This window comes from Pseudomonas mendocina, from assembly GCF_900636545.1.
GTDB lineage: Bacteria > Pseudomonadota > Gammaproteobacteria > Pseudomonadales > Pseudomonadaceae > Aquipseudomonas > Aquipseudomonas mendocina.
On record NZ_LR134290.1, the window covers coordinates 4,310,000 to 4,324,898 of the forward strand.

A 14,899-nucleotide genomic window follows, 5' to 3' on the forward strand; every position below is an offset into this window, starting at 1 on the left:
CACATAACCAATAGGTTATGGAAATAGGCCATCCCGATAGGCCTGCGCCACCTCGCGCAGCACATCGCAGAAGCGCTCGGCAGCCAGCGGCAGGCCGAGAGCGCCATTGCGGCAGATGCCCACCGAGCCGCCCGGCTCACGCAGGTGCAGTTGCAACTCGGCCAATTCGCCACGCTGCACGTCCAGACACACCGCGTCCTGCGGCGCCACCCATAGCGCATCGCTGCACAGCACATAACGCCGGCTCAACGCCGGGGACAGGGTTTCCAGGCGCTGGCGTGAGGGCGTCACGCCGCATTGCACGAACAGGCTGTCGGCATGCTTGCGAATGGTGGTGCCCTGCGTCGGCAACACCAGGGGGTAATCACCCAGTTGCCCGAGCGCCTCGTCACCGACAGCCAGCAACGGATGATCGGGGCGCACCACCAGGGTCATCGACTCGCTGTACAGGTGCTCGAAGGTCAGGCCCTGGATATCGGGGCTGTCGGTCATGCGCCCGATCACCAGATCCAGCTCGCCAACGCGCAACTGGCTGAGCAGATAGGCTCCCGGCCCGGTCGCCACGCTGACCACCAGCGCCGAATGGCGCTCATGCAGACGCCGCACCACCTCGGGAATCAGCAGACTCTCGACGGTGGACAGCACGCCGACACGCACCTGCCCGGCCTCGTGCTCGCCCTCGCGCAGGCTGTTCACGCCATCACGCAGGGCCTGCACGCACGGCCCGGCGTAACGCATGAAGGCCACCCCGGCGGCGGTCAGGCTGACGCCCTGCTTGCCCCGCTCGAACAGACTGGCGTCGAGGATTTCCTCCAGTTCCTTGAGCGTCTTGGAGATAGCCGGCTGGCTCACGGCAAGCGCATCAGCCGCCTTGGCGAAACTGCGCTGGCGAGCGATTTCAAGGAAGCACAGCAGGTGGCGGAATTTGATTCGGGTGTCGATGTTCATCACAGGCACCAATAGGCGGACGCCTGCGATGATGCCGCAAAGCGTCAGCGCCTCCCAGTGATGCCGTGCTCAGTAGCCACTTGGCTCAGGGCTGCGCTGCCCACGGGCATGGCAGGCGCTGGCCATGGCTTCGTCCTTGAGCAGGCGTCCGCCGGCGACCTTGCGCACGATCCACGGCAGCTTGCTGACCCGGCCACCGCCGAGGCGGGCGAGCACGAAGGCCATCGCGCACTTCTCGAACAGCTCGGCGTTGAACAGCAGGCGATTGCGGGTGATGCCGAGCACCAGCAAGCGCCCGTCGACCAGGCCGGCATTGCCGCCAGACGCCAGCGCTTCACCCAGTTGCCCGGCCATGATCGGCGCCCAGTTGTGCCCCAGGTGCCGGGCCTGTTCATCGAAGATGCCCGGCATTGCCTCGCCCAGGCAGGCCAGTTGCAGGCTCCAGCGCGGGCTAAGCGTGGCCACGGCGCCAGCATCCGCCCGCGTCTGGTAGACCCGGGCATGGGTGGCGGCGATGCCCAGGCCTGGGTCATCCAGGTCGAGGCTGCGCGCCACGCCACCGGGCTCCAGAAACAGCATCTTGCCCTCACCGACCAGGCGCATCGACAGCGCATCGCCCTGCCGGTTGAGCAAGCCCTTGCCACTGAGCCGCGAGGCGGCTTTGACCAGTTCGTCGTGCATGCTCACATCACCATCTTGAACACGTCTTCGAAGCGGTTCAGAGCTTCATCGACGATCTCGTCGGTATCGGCAGCGCTGGTATAGAGGCGGCTGCCGGCCAGCGTCACCAGACCATGCGCCATGTAGGCGGCGCCCATTTCTTCCATCATGTGCTTGCGCGGATTCACCTCGCGCATCAGCTGGATCGGGTTACGCACGTTGAGCAGCAGCACACCGGAAGTCTGCAGGTGTACCACCGAGCCCTGGTTGTAGACGACGTAGGGCAGGCCCAGGCGCTCGATGATCTGCGCAAGCCCGGTGGCCATGCGATCACCCGCTCGACCGGCGATGGCGCAGGCGTTGCGTTTTTCCATTTCCTGCAAGGTGTGGTAACCGGCCACGCAGGACAGCGGGTTGGCCGTCAGGGTGCCGCCGACGAAGGCGCGCTTGCCCTGTTTGCCGCCGATGCCACCGGCGAGCATCATCATGATGTCGCGGCGCCCGCCGATGCCGCCGGCCATTGGGTAGCCGCCGGTCAGGCACTTGCCGAAGATGGTCAGATCCGGCATCACCCCGAAATAGCCCTGGGCGCCGCCCATGCCGACGCGGAAGCCGCTGACCACTTCATCGAAGATCAGCAGTGCGCCGAACTCGTCACAGAGCTTGCGCAGGTTGGCATTGAAGTCCTTGTGCGCCGGCCGCGTTCCACTTTCCGGCCCCAGCGGTTCGACGATGATCGCCGCCGTGCCGCCGCGCAGGCGGTTGAGCCAGAGGCGACGACGGATGGCCGCCAGGTCATTGGGGAAGCTTTCCTGGGTGTAACTCGTGGAGCCACTGGGGATGCCCAGCGCCTCGCGCCGCCCGGTGCCGGGAATGCGCATGCCGTAGACCACCTGATCGCTCCAGCCGTGATAGGCGCCGCCGATCTTGATGATCCATTTCTTGTTGGTATAGGCGCGGGCCAGGCGGATGGCGCCCATCACCGACTCGGTACCGGAGGCCAGCATGCGGAACATCTCCACCGAGGGCACGTGCTTGCAGACCAGTTCCGCCAGCTTGACCTCGTACTCGTGCAGCAGCCCCGTGACCGGCCCGCACTCGCGCAGGGTCTCGATCACCTTTTCCTGCACCACCGGGTCATTGCTGCCGAGCAATGTGGGGCCGCCGGCCTGGAGGAAATCGATATAGCGGTTGCCGTCGATATCTTCCAGGTGAGCGCCCAGGGCATTTTTCATCGCCAGCGGGAAGGGATAGTTGAAGGCCAGGTTGTGCTGGATACCGCCAGGAATGACCTCGGCAGCGCGGCCGGCAAGCTGCTTGGAGGCACGACAGTTGTGCTCGAAGTAATCGTGCACCTTCTGCATGTGCTCGCGCCGGATCGGCCGGATCGGTTGCGTGATCAGCGCCTTGAGGCGGGCATCGACCGCAGTGGTGTCGGGCCAGCGCGAGATGCCGGAGGTAGCAGGAATCGGGGCAGTAGGAGCGTTCATGGTGATTGTCCTTTTAGTGGTCGTTGAGGCTGGCGAGGGCATGGCGGCAAAGCATCTGGTCGGGCTGGGCATCCAGCGCGCGGCGGAACCAGTCGCGCGCCTCCTGCTCCAGCAACTCCATGACCCGTCCGGCCTGCTCGAAGGTGCTGGCAATGCCGATCGCGCCGTGGTTACGCATCAGGTAGGCATTCACATCGCGGCGCACACGGCGGCTGACCAACCAGCTCAGCAGCCCGCTACCGGAAGGGCCGTAGGCACACATCGGCACCTGACGGCCAATCACCTGGCGCGCTTCGGCACCGCTGATCGGCAAGGCGCGACCGAGCAAGGTGAAGGCACTGGCAATCGGTTGATGGGTATGCAGGCTGGCATGGCAATCGGGGCGCGCCTTGAACATCCGGGCGTGCAAGCCGCTCTCCACCGAGGGCTTGCCGTCACCAGCAAGCTGCTCCAGCGTATCCAGGCGCAGAATGCAGATGTCCGCCGGCGACATGGCGTAGTAATCACTGGCCGAGGGCGTGACGGCGAAGCGCTCGGCGTCGATGCGCAGCGCCAGGTTGCCGCCGATACCAGCGAGAAAGCCCTTGTCGGCCATCGCCACGGCGGTACGCACCACGGTTTCCCTGGCCCGCTGTTCAAGACTCATTGAGCACCTCGATTCAGTTGTGCATAGAAAGGCGCCAGCGCTTTGTGCGCGGCGCGGAAGTTCTCGTAGCTACAGTCGTAGAGCGCATGCCGTGCGCTGTCCGGCTCGAACGAACGGCGGATCGCCACCCGCTCGGGAATGTCGGCAAAGCTCATCGCGCCGATGCCGACCCCGGCCAGGAAGGCCGCGCCCCGGGCATTGGCCTGGATCGGCTGTTCGGGCAGGCGCACGGTGACGCCGAGTACGTCGGAGAAGATGCGGCACCAGACCTCCGACTGCCCGCCACCGCCGACCAGGGTGATCGCCTCGGTCGGATGGCCGATGAAGGCTTCGACGGCCTGCATCATCCAGCGCGTATTCAGGGCAACGCCCTCGAGGAAGGCGCGCACCATGTGCTCGCGGGCATGTTCGAGGGTCATGTTCACCAAGCCCGCGCGCAGGTTCGCGTCATCCACCGGGCTGCGCTCGCCCATCAGCCAGGGCAGGTACAGCAGCCCGCGCGAGCCGGCAGGCACACCGGCGGCGACTTCATCGAGGATGCGATAGACGTCAGGCGCCGCCTCGTTCTGCAACAGGGCGTCCTTGGCGTAGAGGATGCGATCCCGCAGAAAACTCAGGTTGGCGCCAGCGGCCGACTGCATGGCCATCATCAGGTAGCGATCCGGCAGCGCGCAGGGCACGGCGGCGATCTGCCGGAACACGTCGGTTTTCTTCTTCGCCACATGCGCGCCAATCCACGATGAAGTGCCGACGTACAGGTGCAGCGCGTTATCGGCGACCGCGCCAGAGCCCAGTGCAGCGGCCGTGTTATCGACGGCGCCAGCCACCACCGGCAGGCTCGACGACAGGCCGAGGCGCTCGGCCACCGCCGGCAGCAAGGTGCCGATGACCTCCTGGCAGCGCACCAGTTCGGGCAACTGATCGCGCTGCAGCCCAGCCATGCCAAGCAAGCGCTCGTCATAGCGGATGCGGCTCGGGTCGCGATTGTCGGTGACCCAGTTGCACAGCGCCGAATCGACGGTGGCAGCGAGGCGGCCGGTCAGGCGCAGGTTGATGAAATCGAGCACGTTGAGAAACTTGTCGGTGCGCTCGTACAGCTCCGGCAGCTCATCACGAATGAAGGCGATATGACCAAAGCTGTCCTTGCCTGACAGCGCCGGCGCGCCGCCGGTCAGGCGCAGCCAGCGCCACAGCTTGAGCGGATCGTAGCCGGCGACTCGCGGCAGCGCGCCGCCAACCCGGCGCCGTACCGCCTGCTGCCCGCGCATGTCCATGTACAGCAGGGCGCGCGCCAGCGGATTGCCCTCGCGATCCACCGGCAAGGTGCCCTCGCCCTGACAGGAGCAAGCCATCGCCACCACCGCCCGGCGCACGGCGGCATCCCCATCCAGCACCTCTTCGGCACTCTCCAGCAGCGCCTGCCACCAGTCTTCCGGGCACTGCTCGACACCAGCGCCCGGCAAAACATGGGTGCGCACGGGGCGGAAGGCGAAGCGGGTGACGCGCCCATCCAGGCTGACCAGCGCCGTTTTGCAACCGGAGCTACCGAGGTCAACGGCAAGCACCAAAGGATCATCAGAGCTCAAGGCAGCCACCTCATATTTTTTTTCTTTGCTCTTCCCATTTTTTGTCGCTCGGGCTAAAACATAAGCATTGCTCATGTTTTAAGAGGATGTAGGGGTGACCGAAACTTTGTCAAGCGATCCGAAAAAGACCCGCAAACCACGGGTGCCGAAGCAAGAGCGCAGCCAGGCGAGGCTCGAGGCGATTCTCGATACCTCACTGCAACTGATCGCCGCCAATGGCTACGAGGCCGTCTCGATGCGCGAGATCGCCCGCGAATCCGGCCTGCCCATCGCCTCGCTGTACATGTATTTCCCGACCAAGCTGTCGATCGCCAAGGAGGTCTGGCTGCGTTACACCACCGCCATCAACGCGTCCCTGGAAGAGGTGCTCAAGACCGTCAGCGACCCGACCACGCCCGCCGACTCGGGCGCGCTGATCGAGCACCTGATCGACCTGATGGTGGGCATCCAGAGCAGCCAGCCTGGCTTCGTCGAGATATGGGGCTGCGTCGCCGCGTCGGCGGAACTGCGCGAACTCAACCGCGAGGACACCTTCCGCGCCGCACAGGTGCTGGCCACCACGTTCCGCGTAAGCAATCCGTCGCTCGACGAGGAGCAGGCAGAAGGCCTAGCGCTGGTGCTCACCGAGGGCGCCACAGCGGTCACCAAGCTGATCCTGACGCTGCCTGAAGAGCAACGCCCGGCACGCATCAGGCAGCTCAAGAACAGCCTTCGACTCATTCACAGCAGCACCGTTGGTTCACTCACCCAACCGGCCGGCTAGCGCCTGGCGTTCGGGCGGCTGAGCCCGCCCCAACCTCAGGTGTCAGCGGTCATTCCGAGCGCAAGCAGAGGTCACCATGTTGCATAACAAGAAGAAAATGGCATTGGTTGTGGGGCTTAGTCTTTGTGGGGCAAAGGCATCAGCCTTCCAGATCGACACCGGGCCGAACTTCACCACGTCCCTGGAAAGCGTCGCCGAATTCACCTCGATCTACCGTACGGGCTCGCCCGAGCATATCGAGCGTGGTGGAGAGAACATCTTCATCAACAACAATGACGGCAGCGAGTACTACGACAAGGGTTTCGTCTCCAACGAGTTCAAGCTGACCTCGGAGCTGCACGTGCGTACCCAGCAGGACGGCTTGTTCGTCCGGGGCACCGCCTGGTACGACACCCAGATCATGGACAACGCCCCCACCGGCGATGGTTTCGCGACACACAACACCGACAGCGACAAGCGCTACCCCTCCGACCTGAAGAACCGCTCCGGGCATCGCACCCGTCTGCTCGACGCCTACCTCTACACCAACCGCTACCTGGGCGAGATGCCGGTGAGCGTGCGGCTCGGTCGCCAGGTGCTGAACTGGGGCGAAGGCATCTTCTACGCCGACGGGCTCAACGTGATCAACCCGGTGGATATCGGCCGCGTGGTGCTACCCAATGCCAGTTTCAAGGATGCCCTGCTGCCGACCAACATGATCTCGGCGCAGTTCGGCCTGACCGATGCCCTCAATTTCGAAACCTTCTACGGACTCGAGTGGAAGGGTCACGAACTGATGCCGACCGGCGCCTTCTTCAACAACCAGGATTATTTCGGCAAGGGCAGCAATGGCGTGCTAATCGACCTGCGCAACCAGCTGGGACCGCTGACCGACCTGGTGCCAGGGCTGAACGGAGAGAACGGCATCGTCGCCGGAGCTCGCTATGGGCGCGAGCATGACGCGCGCGACAGCGGCCAGTACGGCTTCGCGCTGCGCTACCTGGTCGAAGACTGGAGCAACACCGAGTTCAGCCTCTACTACCTCAATTACCACAGCAAGGTGCCTTTCCTACGTGTGCAGAAGGGCCTGTCCAACGCCTGCAGCGCTGGCAACGGCGGACGCTTCGCCAACCTGTGCGGCCTCGCCCAGCTGTTCGATCCCGCATCGGTGCCACTGGTCGATGGCCTTGCCTTTCTCGACAGCACCCGCTACGACTTCATCTACCCCGAAGACATCCGTCTGTTCGGCTTCAGCGTCTCCGGCACAGTCGGCGATACCAGCCTGGCCGGTGAGCTGACCTATCGGCCCAATGCTCCGCTGGAGCCCTCCATGACCTACGAGCTGCAGCAGATGGCCGAGGGCGCCCTGGGCGCGGGAGGGGCCAGCGGCTCTGGCATCGATCTCGGCGAGTTCGGTGACGGCTCCAACAACGACCCACGCCGCAGCATCGATCTGTACAAGCGCCACGAGCTCTACACAGGCTCGGTATCGGCCATCCATACCTTCGGCCCGACCGCTGGCCTGGACGACCTGATGGTGCTGGCCGAAGCGGCCTTCAACCACATCCCCGGCGGCCTGCTGGACTCGGTCAACTACGCCTATCTGGACTCGTTCGCCTGGGGTTACACGGTAAACCTCACCGGCCTGATCCAGGACGTGCAACCGAACCTCGACCTGATGCCAGCCATCACCTTCCGCCAGGACGTCTCGGGCACCTCACCGACACTCAACGAGAACTTCGTGCAGGGACGCAAATCGGCCACGCTCGAAATCGGCCTCAAGTATGGCCAGAAGTTCGGCGGCAAATTGGCCTACACCTCGTTCTGGGGTGCACGCAAAGACAACTCGCTCATCGATCGCGACCACCTCGCGCTCAATGTCTCTTACTCCTTCTGAGAGCAGAAATGACAATGAACAGGAAAATTCTGTGCCTGAGTTCTCTGGTGTTCGCCATTGGCCTGCAGGTACCGCTGCTCGCTCATGCCAAGGTCAGCGATGAACGTGTCGCCGAGCTCGGCGCCTCGCGCACGCCGTTCGGCGCCGAGCGCCAGGGCGACCCTACAAAGGGTATCCCCGAGTGGACAGGTGGCCTGAAGACGCTGCCCACCGGGTACAAGGGCCCTGGCAGCTTCCATGTCGATCCCTTCGCCGATGAAAAACCTCTGCGCGTGATCGATGCGCAGAACATGGCGGGTGACGAGGACAACCTCAGCCCCGGCGTGAAGGCCCTGCTCAAATCCTTCCCGACTACTTTCAAGATTCCGGTCTACCCCAGCCATCGCAGCGCGGCGGCCCCCGAAGACATCTATCAGAACACCAAGCGCAACGCCCTCAACGCCACCCTGGTAGAAGGCGGCAACGGCCTTAGCGGCGCCTATGCCGGCATCCCCTTCCCGATCCCCAACGACGGTCATGAAGCAATCTGGAACCACATCACCCGCTGGCAGGGCCGCTATATCGATGAGGTCGCGAACACAGCACAAGTGACCACTAGCGGCAGTTATTCGGTCATCCGCGAACGGATGCAGATGTCCTCCAACTACTACGACCCCAGCAAGAGTGTCGACACGCTGGAAAACGTGCTGCAGAACTTCATGAGCGAACTGTTGCCACCGTCCCGCGAAGCCGGCCGCAAGTTGCTGGTGCGCGACTTCATCAACCAGGTAGAAGAGCCTCGGGCAGCCTGGGTCTACACCCCGGGACAACGTCGCGTGCGCCGCGCGCCTACTCTGGCCTACGACACCCCCAACGACGGCATCTACGCCGACGATACCGACATGTTCAACGGTGCCACCGACCGTTACGACTGGAAGCTGGTCGGCAAGCAGGCCTTGCTGGTGCCCTATCACAACTACGCCATGGAACAGCCCGGTGTCGCAGCGAAACAGCTGATCATGCCGGGTCATCTGAACCCGGACTACACGCGCTGGGAAATGCACCGCGTGTGGATCGTCGAGGCGACACTACGTCCGGGCCAACGCCATGTGCATGCCAAGCGCCGCTTCTACCTCGACGAGGACAGCTGGTATGCGCTGATAGTGGAGAACTACGACTCGCGCGGCGCGCTCTGGCACGTCAATCTGGCGTTCAGCAAGAACGCTTACGATGTGCCGACCATCACCCCGGTGAACGTCGCGTACCACGACCTCAACGCCAGAACCTACACCGTGATCGGCCTGCGTAACGGCGAAAAAACACCTCGCCAGTTCCACCTCACACCACCGCCAACAGGCTACTGGACCCCGGCCACCCTGCGCCGCACCGGCACGCAGTGAGTATCACGCTGGCAGGGCTCCGTTGCCCCGCCTACTGACCGGGGCGCAACGCCCCGGATCTGCCTGAACGACGCCGAGGCGCGCCTTCGATCATGAACGACTCCAGTCAATACCTGGCCCGCCATCTGGCGGCCACGACGACCCTCGCACCTGGCAAACGGCGCTGGGGCATCGCCCTGCTCTTCGCGCTAGTACTGTGCGCCAACCAGACACAGGTGTGTTTTCTCATCCCGCAACAGGCGCAGATTCAGCTGCAATACGGCCTGGGCGAACTCACCAGCAGCCTGAGCATCCTGATCATCCCGATTCTGTGCATCCTGTTGTCCGTTCCCTCGGGGCGCCTGATCGACCGCATGGGTTTCAGACGGGGCGTGGCGCTGGGCAGCAGTGCGCTGGCGCTGTCGTTACCGCTGCGCTTCGATGACAGCTTTCTAAGCCTGATGGCCGGGCAACTGCTCATCGGCATTTCCCAGCCGCTGCTGCTGAACGGCGTCTCGCGCCTGGCGATCGAGTGGTTCGACGAACACGAGCGCGGCACGGCCATAGGCATCGCCACTGCCGGCCTGTTTCTCGGGCTGGCAATGGGGCTGGCCCTGCCGCCCATGCTTGTGGCGAAGACCGGGATCACTCAGGGTCTGCTCATCACTGGCCTGGTCGGTCTCATTCCTGCCAGCCTGCTCTGGCTGTGTAGTACCAGAGCATCAGCGCCACGCCAGGGGCCGGCGGCTAGCGCGAGCCTGGCGCAGTTGCTTGGCACCCAAGGCATGCGCCCTGTGCTGGGCTCCACGCTCATCGGCTGCGGACTGTTCAACGCACTGGCGCTGAGCCTGGAACCCATGCTGACGGAGCACGGGCTGGGTGCCGAGACGCTCTCGGCAGCAGGTGCGCTGATGATCCTTGCGGGCGTGATCGGCTCGCTGTTCATCGACTCGTTGGCGCAGCGCGTCGGCGGCAAATTCATCGTGCTCGCCGGCTGCGGCGTCTGCGTTATCCCAATGTTGTGCCTGCTCTATTACGCCACTGCGCCAACTTCCATCCTGCTCTACGCCGCCATGCTGGGCGCCTGCCAACTGCCCGGCTACGCTCTACTGATCGCCATGTCCGAACAGATCGCCGGCAAGGCACAGGCCGCACAGGCCAATTCGCTGATCACGCTGGCGGGCAATATTGGAGCCGGTAGTGGAATGGGCCTGGTGGTACTGATTCACTCCTCACTTGGCCGCTGGGCTTATGTGATCGTCTTCCTCGTCGCACTGGCAGTGCTGCAGATACTGATCGTGACGCTGTGCAGATCCATTCGCCAGCTTTGAGCACATCGGCCGCCTTTGCTATCAGAAACAAAAAACCGGCCCAGAGGGCCGGTCAAGAGCGGGGAGCTTGGTGAGCTGATTACTGCAGCGCACGCGGGCGCGCGTTGCGCTGTTCAGCGCCAGGCGCGGTAGCGCTCTGCAGCTGGAAGTCGAAGTTCACTTCGGCGAAGCGCTGGCCCTGGAAACCATGGTCACGAGCGGCAGCTTCGCTCTCGATGAAGGTCACGTCGCCGATCAGGCCCTCGCGGGTGGCGTAGGCGAAGTCGTCCCACAGGTACTCATCGCCGGCCAGGTTGATCTGCGTGGTCAGGTGACGATAGCCCGGCGCGGAGATGAAGAAGTGGATGTGCGCCGGACGGTTGCCATGGCGACCGAGCAGGTTGAGCACTTCCTGGGTGGTGCCATCGGGTGGGCAGCCATAGCCGGACGGCACGATACTGCGCGCGCGGTAGCGGCCATCGGCATCAGTGACGATACGGCGGCGCAGGTTGAACTCGCTCTGGCTCGAATCGAAGTAGGAGTATGTGCCCTTGGTGTTGGCGTGCCACAGATCGACCACGGCACCGGCGACCGGCTTGCCGTAGACATCGACCACGCGGCCATGCAGGTACATCGGCGTGCCCGGGTCGGTACCGTCATCCATACGCGCCTCGCCTTCGCTCATCGGCGCCCCGGCCACGTACAGCGGGCCTTCGATGGTGCGCGGGGTGCCGCCGAGCAGGCCGGCCGCCTCGTCCTTGGCATCGAGCAGCAGATCCAGATAGTGCTCCAGCCCCAGGCCGGCCACCAGCAGGCCGGCTTCGCTACGCGCGCCCATGCGGTTGAGGTAGTCGACGGCCTTCCAGAACTCCTCGGTGGTGACTTCCATGTCCTCGATGATGCGAATGCTGTCCATCAGGATGCGGTTGACCAGCGCCTTCATGCGCGGGCTGCCCTGGTCGTTGGTGAGACCGCTGACTTCCTTGAAGAAGTTCTGGACGCTTTCGGTATGCGACAGTTTGATGCTCATGATTATTTCCTCATCTTGTTTTTATCGATTGGAAGATTGATCAGCGATCGTCCTGGTGGATCGAAGATGGATGACGGCACAGGCCGTTCACCTCGATGTCCATGTAGGGGAACAGCGGCAGCTGCATGAGGGTGTCATGCAGTTCCTCGACGCTGCCCAGGTCGAAGACGCTGTAGTTGGCGTAGTGTCCGGCGATGCGCCACAGGTGGCGCCACTTGCCTTCACGCTGCAGGCGCTGCGCCAGTTCTTTCTCGTCAGCCTTGAGTTTGGCCGCCTGGGCGGGATCCATGTCGACCGGCAACTTCACGGTCATCTTCACGTGGAACAGCATGTTGGCTTTCCTCCTTGGGGCAGGGTCAGGAACGGCGGAAGCGCGCCAGGCGCTCTTCGTCGAGGGTCAGGCCGATGCCAGGCAGGCGCGGCACGTGCAGCTGGAAGTCGCAGTACAGCGGCGGCTCGGTGACGATCTCCTCGGTCAGCAGCAGCGGGCCGAACAGTTCGGTGTCCCAGGCCAGCTTGTTCAGGGTGATGAAGGCATGGGCCGAAGCCAGGGTGCCGACACTGCCTTCGAGCATGGTGCCGCCGTACAGGCCGATACCGGCCGCCTCGGCAATGCTGGCGGTGCGCAGCACGGCACGCGGGCCGCCGTTCTTGGCGATCTTCAGGGCGAACACCGGGGCAGCGCCGTCACGCGCCAGGTTGAAAGCGTCTTCCACGCACTCGATGGACTCGTCGGCCATGATCGGTGCCGGACTGGACTGGTTCAGGCGCACCTGGCCACCCCGGTTGTGACGCGAGATCGGCTGCTCGATCAGGTCGATGCCGTTGTCGCCAAGGATGCGGCAGGCGCGCAGGGCCACCGCTTCGTCCCAGGCCTGGTTGACGTCGACACGGACACTGGCGCGCTCACCCAGGGCCTGCTTGATGGCGATGACGTGGGCCAGATCCTTGTTCACCTCGCCGGCGCCGATCTTCAGTTTAAAGATGCGGTGGCGACGGGCTTCGAGCATCTGCTCACCTTCGGCGATGTCCTTGCGGGTATCGCCGCTGGCCAGGGTCCAGGCCACTTCCAGGCTGTCGCGCACGCGGCCGCCGAGAATCTCGCTGACCGGCAGGCCGAGGCGCTTGCCCTGGGCGTCGAGCAGCGCGGTTTCCACGGCCGAACGGGCGAAGGTGTTGCCCTTCACCACGCGGTCGATGCGCTGCATGCAGGCGTTGATGTTGCTGGCGTCCTGGCCGATCAGCAGCGGCGCGAAATGACGATCCAGGTTGACCTTGATGCTGTCCGGGCTCTCGTTGCCATAGGACAGGCCACCGATGGTGGTCGCTTCACCGATGCCCTCGATGCCGTCGGCGCAGCGCAGGCGCAGGATCACCAGGGTCTGGTTCTGCATGGTGTGCATCGCCAGCTTGTGCGGGCGGATGGTCGGCAGGTCGACGATGATCGCTTCGAGCGACTCGATCGCGGCGTGGCTCATTTCAATACCCATCAGGTTGTTCATGTATGTGATCGGATATTGATCCTGCATTTTGGCAGGTTCCAATATTGATTTTGTCTGCAACAATACCCCACAGGTATCGTCAATCTCGAAGGACAGCCGCTCATGGAGCTTCGCCACCTGCGTTATTTCCAAGCGCTCGCCGAAACCCTCAACTTCACCCGTGCCGCCGAACGCCTGCACATCGCCCAGCCGCCGCTGAGCCGGCAGATCCAGCAGCTCGAGGAGGAACTTGGCGTAGCCCTGCTCGAGCGTGGCCGGCCATTGCGCCTGACCGAAGCCGGGCGCTTCTTCCACGAGCACTCCAACGCCCTGCTCGAGCAACTGGGCAAGGTCTGCGACAGCACCCGGCGCATCGGTTCGGGCGAGAAGGCCTGGCTCGGTATCGGCTTTGCCCCGTCCACCCTCTACGGCGTGCTGCCGGAGCTGATCCGTCGCTTGCGCAGTGACGCCGGCCTGGAGCTGGGTCTGTCGGAAATGACCACCCTGCAGCAGGTGGAGGCGCTCAAGGCCGGACGCATCGATGTCGGCTTCGGCCGTATCCATATCGACGATGCGGCCATCTCGCAGCAGGTACTGACCCTCGACCCGCTGGTGGCGGCCCTGCCCGCTGGGCATCCGTTGTTGCCAGGCCCGGTGAGCCTGGCCGAGCTGGCCCGCGAGCCGTTCGTGCTGTATCCGGGCAACCCGCGACCGAGCTACGCCGACCATGTGCTGACGCTGTTCGCCACACATGGCCTGCAGATCCGTGTGGCGCAGTGGACGAACGAGCTGCAGACCGCCATCGGTCTGGTCGCCGCCGGTATCGGCATCACCCTGGTACCGGCCTCGGTGCAGGTGCTGCACCGCGTCGATATCGACTATGCGCCTCTGCAGGAAGCACAAGCCACTTCGCCGATCATTATCAGCCGCCGCGCCGGTGACGCCTCGCCCGCGCTGCAGCACTGCCTGGCGCTGGTCGACGAGCTGTCGCGCGCGCGCCAAGACTGACGCTGCTGGAAGAAAAAAAGCCCGTAAGGAGGGAGACGGGCTGAAGGTACACATGAAAAATAATCCTGCCCTACTGCAACGGCGAGAACGCCGCCGGCAGGTAGAGGGTGGAATGCATCTCGCGCAGTTGCGGCCCGGAGTTCTCTGGTGGCCAGACGCCGTCTGCTACGGCACGGGTGCGTACGTCCAGGCGCTGCTCCTGGCTGGCGTAGGGCCAGATGTGCAGGTAGCGCGGGGTGCGTCCGTCGGTAGCGAAGAATGCCGCGTAGACCGCCGAATAACCGGCGCCGGTGCGTGGGCCGACGGCCTTTTCCCAGCCGGCCATGGTCGGTGCCAGGCCGGAGGGAATCAGGTTGTATTCGCGCAGCTCGTAGAACGGCCCGTAGTGGCCGGGCGCCAGAGGCTCGAGGAAAGGAAACAGCGTGTAGTTTTCCACCTTCATGTCGAGCATGAAGGCTTCGATACCGAAGGCATCGGGTGCCTGGAGGAAGCGCTCGCGCTCAGCCTGCCGCGCCGTCTCGTCCCGGAAACCGCGCAGCACGGCGATCTGGTTCAGCGGGCCGATTTCGGACGACCAGCAGCCCATCAGTGTGCAGCCATCACGCGCCTCGGCGAGCGTCTCACGCAGGTGCTTCAGCGCTTCGGCCGGAGTGCGCACGCGCAGGGTGAAGGTGATCAGTTCGTAGAATCGCATCGTCTTCTCGCAGCCTGTGAATGCAGGCGGAGCCGGATCTGCCCCGGCC

Annotated in this window: 14 protein-coding genes; 5 read left to right on the forward strand and 9 right to left on the reverse strand. The window is 64.2% G+C overall.

Features of this window, described 5'->3' with window-relative positions; all coding sequences use genetic code 11:
• Positions 1 to 15: 15 nt before the first annotated feature.
• From pcaQ to EL191_RS20100, 5 genes are all read right to left on the reverse strand, one after another.
• Entirely contained in the window at positions 16 to 948 is a 933-nt protein-coding gene (pcaQ, locus tag EL191_RS20080; protein WP_041980491.1) for a pca operon transcription factor PcaQ, read from the reverse strand.
• A 69-nt stretch (positions 949 to 1,017) separates the two neighbouring features.
• Positions 1,018 to 1,629 carry a hypothetical protein gene (locus tag EL191_RS20085; RefSeq protein ID WP_041980490.1) on the reverse strand — a complete coding sequence of 204 codons (612 nt, stop codon included), beginning with the start codon at positions 1,627 to 1,629 and terminating at the stop codon, positions 1,018 to 1,020.
• Between the two features lie 2 nt (positions 1,630 to 1,631).
• A complete protein-coding gene (locus tag EL191_RS20090; RefSeq protein WP_013717253.1) occupies positions 1,632 to 3,098 on the reverse strand; it encodes an aspartate aminotransferase family protein in 1,467 nt (488 codons plus the stop codon).
• Between the two features lie 13 nt (positions 3,099 to 3,111).
• Positions 3,112 to 3,744: a class II aldolase/adducin family protein gene (locus EL191_RS20095; protein WP_013717254.1), complete on the reverse strand. Its 633-nt coding sequence runs from the start codon at positions 3,742 to 3,744 to the stop codon at positions 3,112 to 3,114.
• Positions 3,741 to 5,339 (reverse strand): xylulokinase, encoded by a 1,599-nt coding sequence (locus EL191_RS20100; protein ID WP_017362049.1) that lies wholly within the window; start codon positions 5,337 to 5,339, stop codon positions 3,741 to 3,743. Before EL191_RS20100 ends, EL191_RS20095 begins: the two co-directional genes overlap by 4 nt.
• A gap of 85 nt (positions 5,340 to 5,424) precedes the next feature.
• On the opposite strand from EL191_RS20100, the gene EL191_RS20105 reads away from it, so the two are divergent.
• The 4 genes from EL191_RS20105 (at position 5,425) to EL191_RS20120 (ending at position 10,658) form a co-directional block, all read left to right on the forward strand.
• A complete protein-coding gene (locus EL191_RS20105; RefSeq protein WP_017362050.1) occupies positions 5,425 to 6,093 on the forward strand; it encodes a TetR/AcrR family transcriptional regulator in 669 nt (222 codons plus the stop codon).
• A 76-nt stretch (positions 6,094 to 6,169) separates the two neighbouring features.
• Positions 6,170 to 7,969, forward strand: a complete 1,800-nt coding sequence (locus EL191_RS20110) for a DUF1302 domain-containing protein (protein WP_017362051.1) — start codon at positions 6,170 to 6,172, stop codon at positions 7,967 to 7,969.
• Positions 7,970 to 7,983: 14 nt separating this feature from the next.
• The gene (locus EL191_RS20115) at positions 7,984 to 9,348 is read left to right on the forward strand and encodes a DUF1329 domain-containing protein (protein WP_041980488.1); all 1,365 of its coding nucleotides are present in this window, start codon (positions 7,984 to 7,986) and stop codon (positions 9,346 to 9,348) included.
• A 92-nt stretch (positions 9,349 to 9,440) separates the two neighbouring features.
• Positions 9,441 to 10,658, forward strand: a complete 1,218-nt coding sequence (locus EL191_RS20120) for an MFS transporter (protein ID WP_041980487.1) — start codon at positions 9,441 to 9,443, stop codon at positions 10,656 to 10,658.
• A 79-nt stretch (positions 10,659 to 10,737) separates the two neighbouring features.
• On the opposite strand, the gene catA is transcribed toward EL191_RS20120, so the two are convergent.
• Genes catA through EL191_RS20135 form a run of 3 tightly spaced genes read right to left on the reverse strand, consistent with a single transcriptional unit; the run spans position 10,738 to position 13,145 of the window.
• Entirely contained in the window at positions 10,738 to 11,667 is a 930-nt protein-coding gene (gene catA, locus EL191_RS20125; RefSeq protein ID WP_013717260.1) for a catechol 1,2-dioxygenase, read from the reverse strand.
• Between the two features lie 40 nt (positions 11,668 to 11,707).
• Complete coding sequence (catC, locus tag EL191_RS20130) at positions 11,708 to 11,998, reverse strand: muconolactone Delta-isomerase (protein WP_013717261.1); 291 nt, start codon at positions 11,996 to 11,998, stop codon at positions 11,708 to 11,710.
• A 25-nt stretch (positions 11,999 to 12,023) separates the two neighbouring features.
• Positions 12,024 to 13,145 carry a muconate cycloisomerase family protein gene (locus EL191_RS20135; protein ID WP_162184358.1) on the reverse strand — a complete coding sequence of 374 codons (1,122 nt, stop codon included), beginning with the start codon at positions 13,143 to 13,145 and terminating at the stop codon, positions 12,024 to 12,026.
• A 126-nt stretch (positions 13,146 to 13,271) separates the two neighbouring features.
• Here EL191_RS20135 and EL191_RS20140 point away from each other — a divergent pair, with 126 nt between their 5' ends.
• On the forward strand, positions 13,272 to 14,156 hold the full coding sequence (locus tag EL191_RS20140) for a LysR family transcriptional regulator (RefSeq protein ID WP_041980485.1): 885 nt from the start codon (positions 13,272 to 13,274) through the stop codon (positions 14,154 to 14,156).
• 70 nt (positions 14,157 to 14,226) lie between these two features.
• Here EL191_RS20140 and EL191_RS20145 read toward each other — a convergent pair whose 3' ends face one another.
• Positions 14,227 to 14,850 (reverse strand): NIPSNAP family protein, encoded by a 624-nt coding sequence (locus EL191_RS20145; RefSeq protein WP_041980484.1) that lies wholly within the window; start codon positions 14,848 to 14,850, stop codon positions 14,227 to 14,229.
• Positions 14,851 to 14,899: the final 49 nt, after the last annotated feature.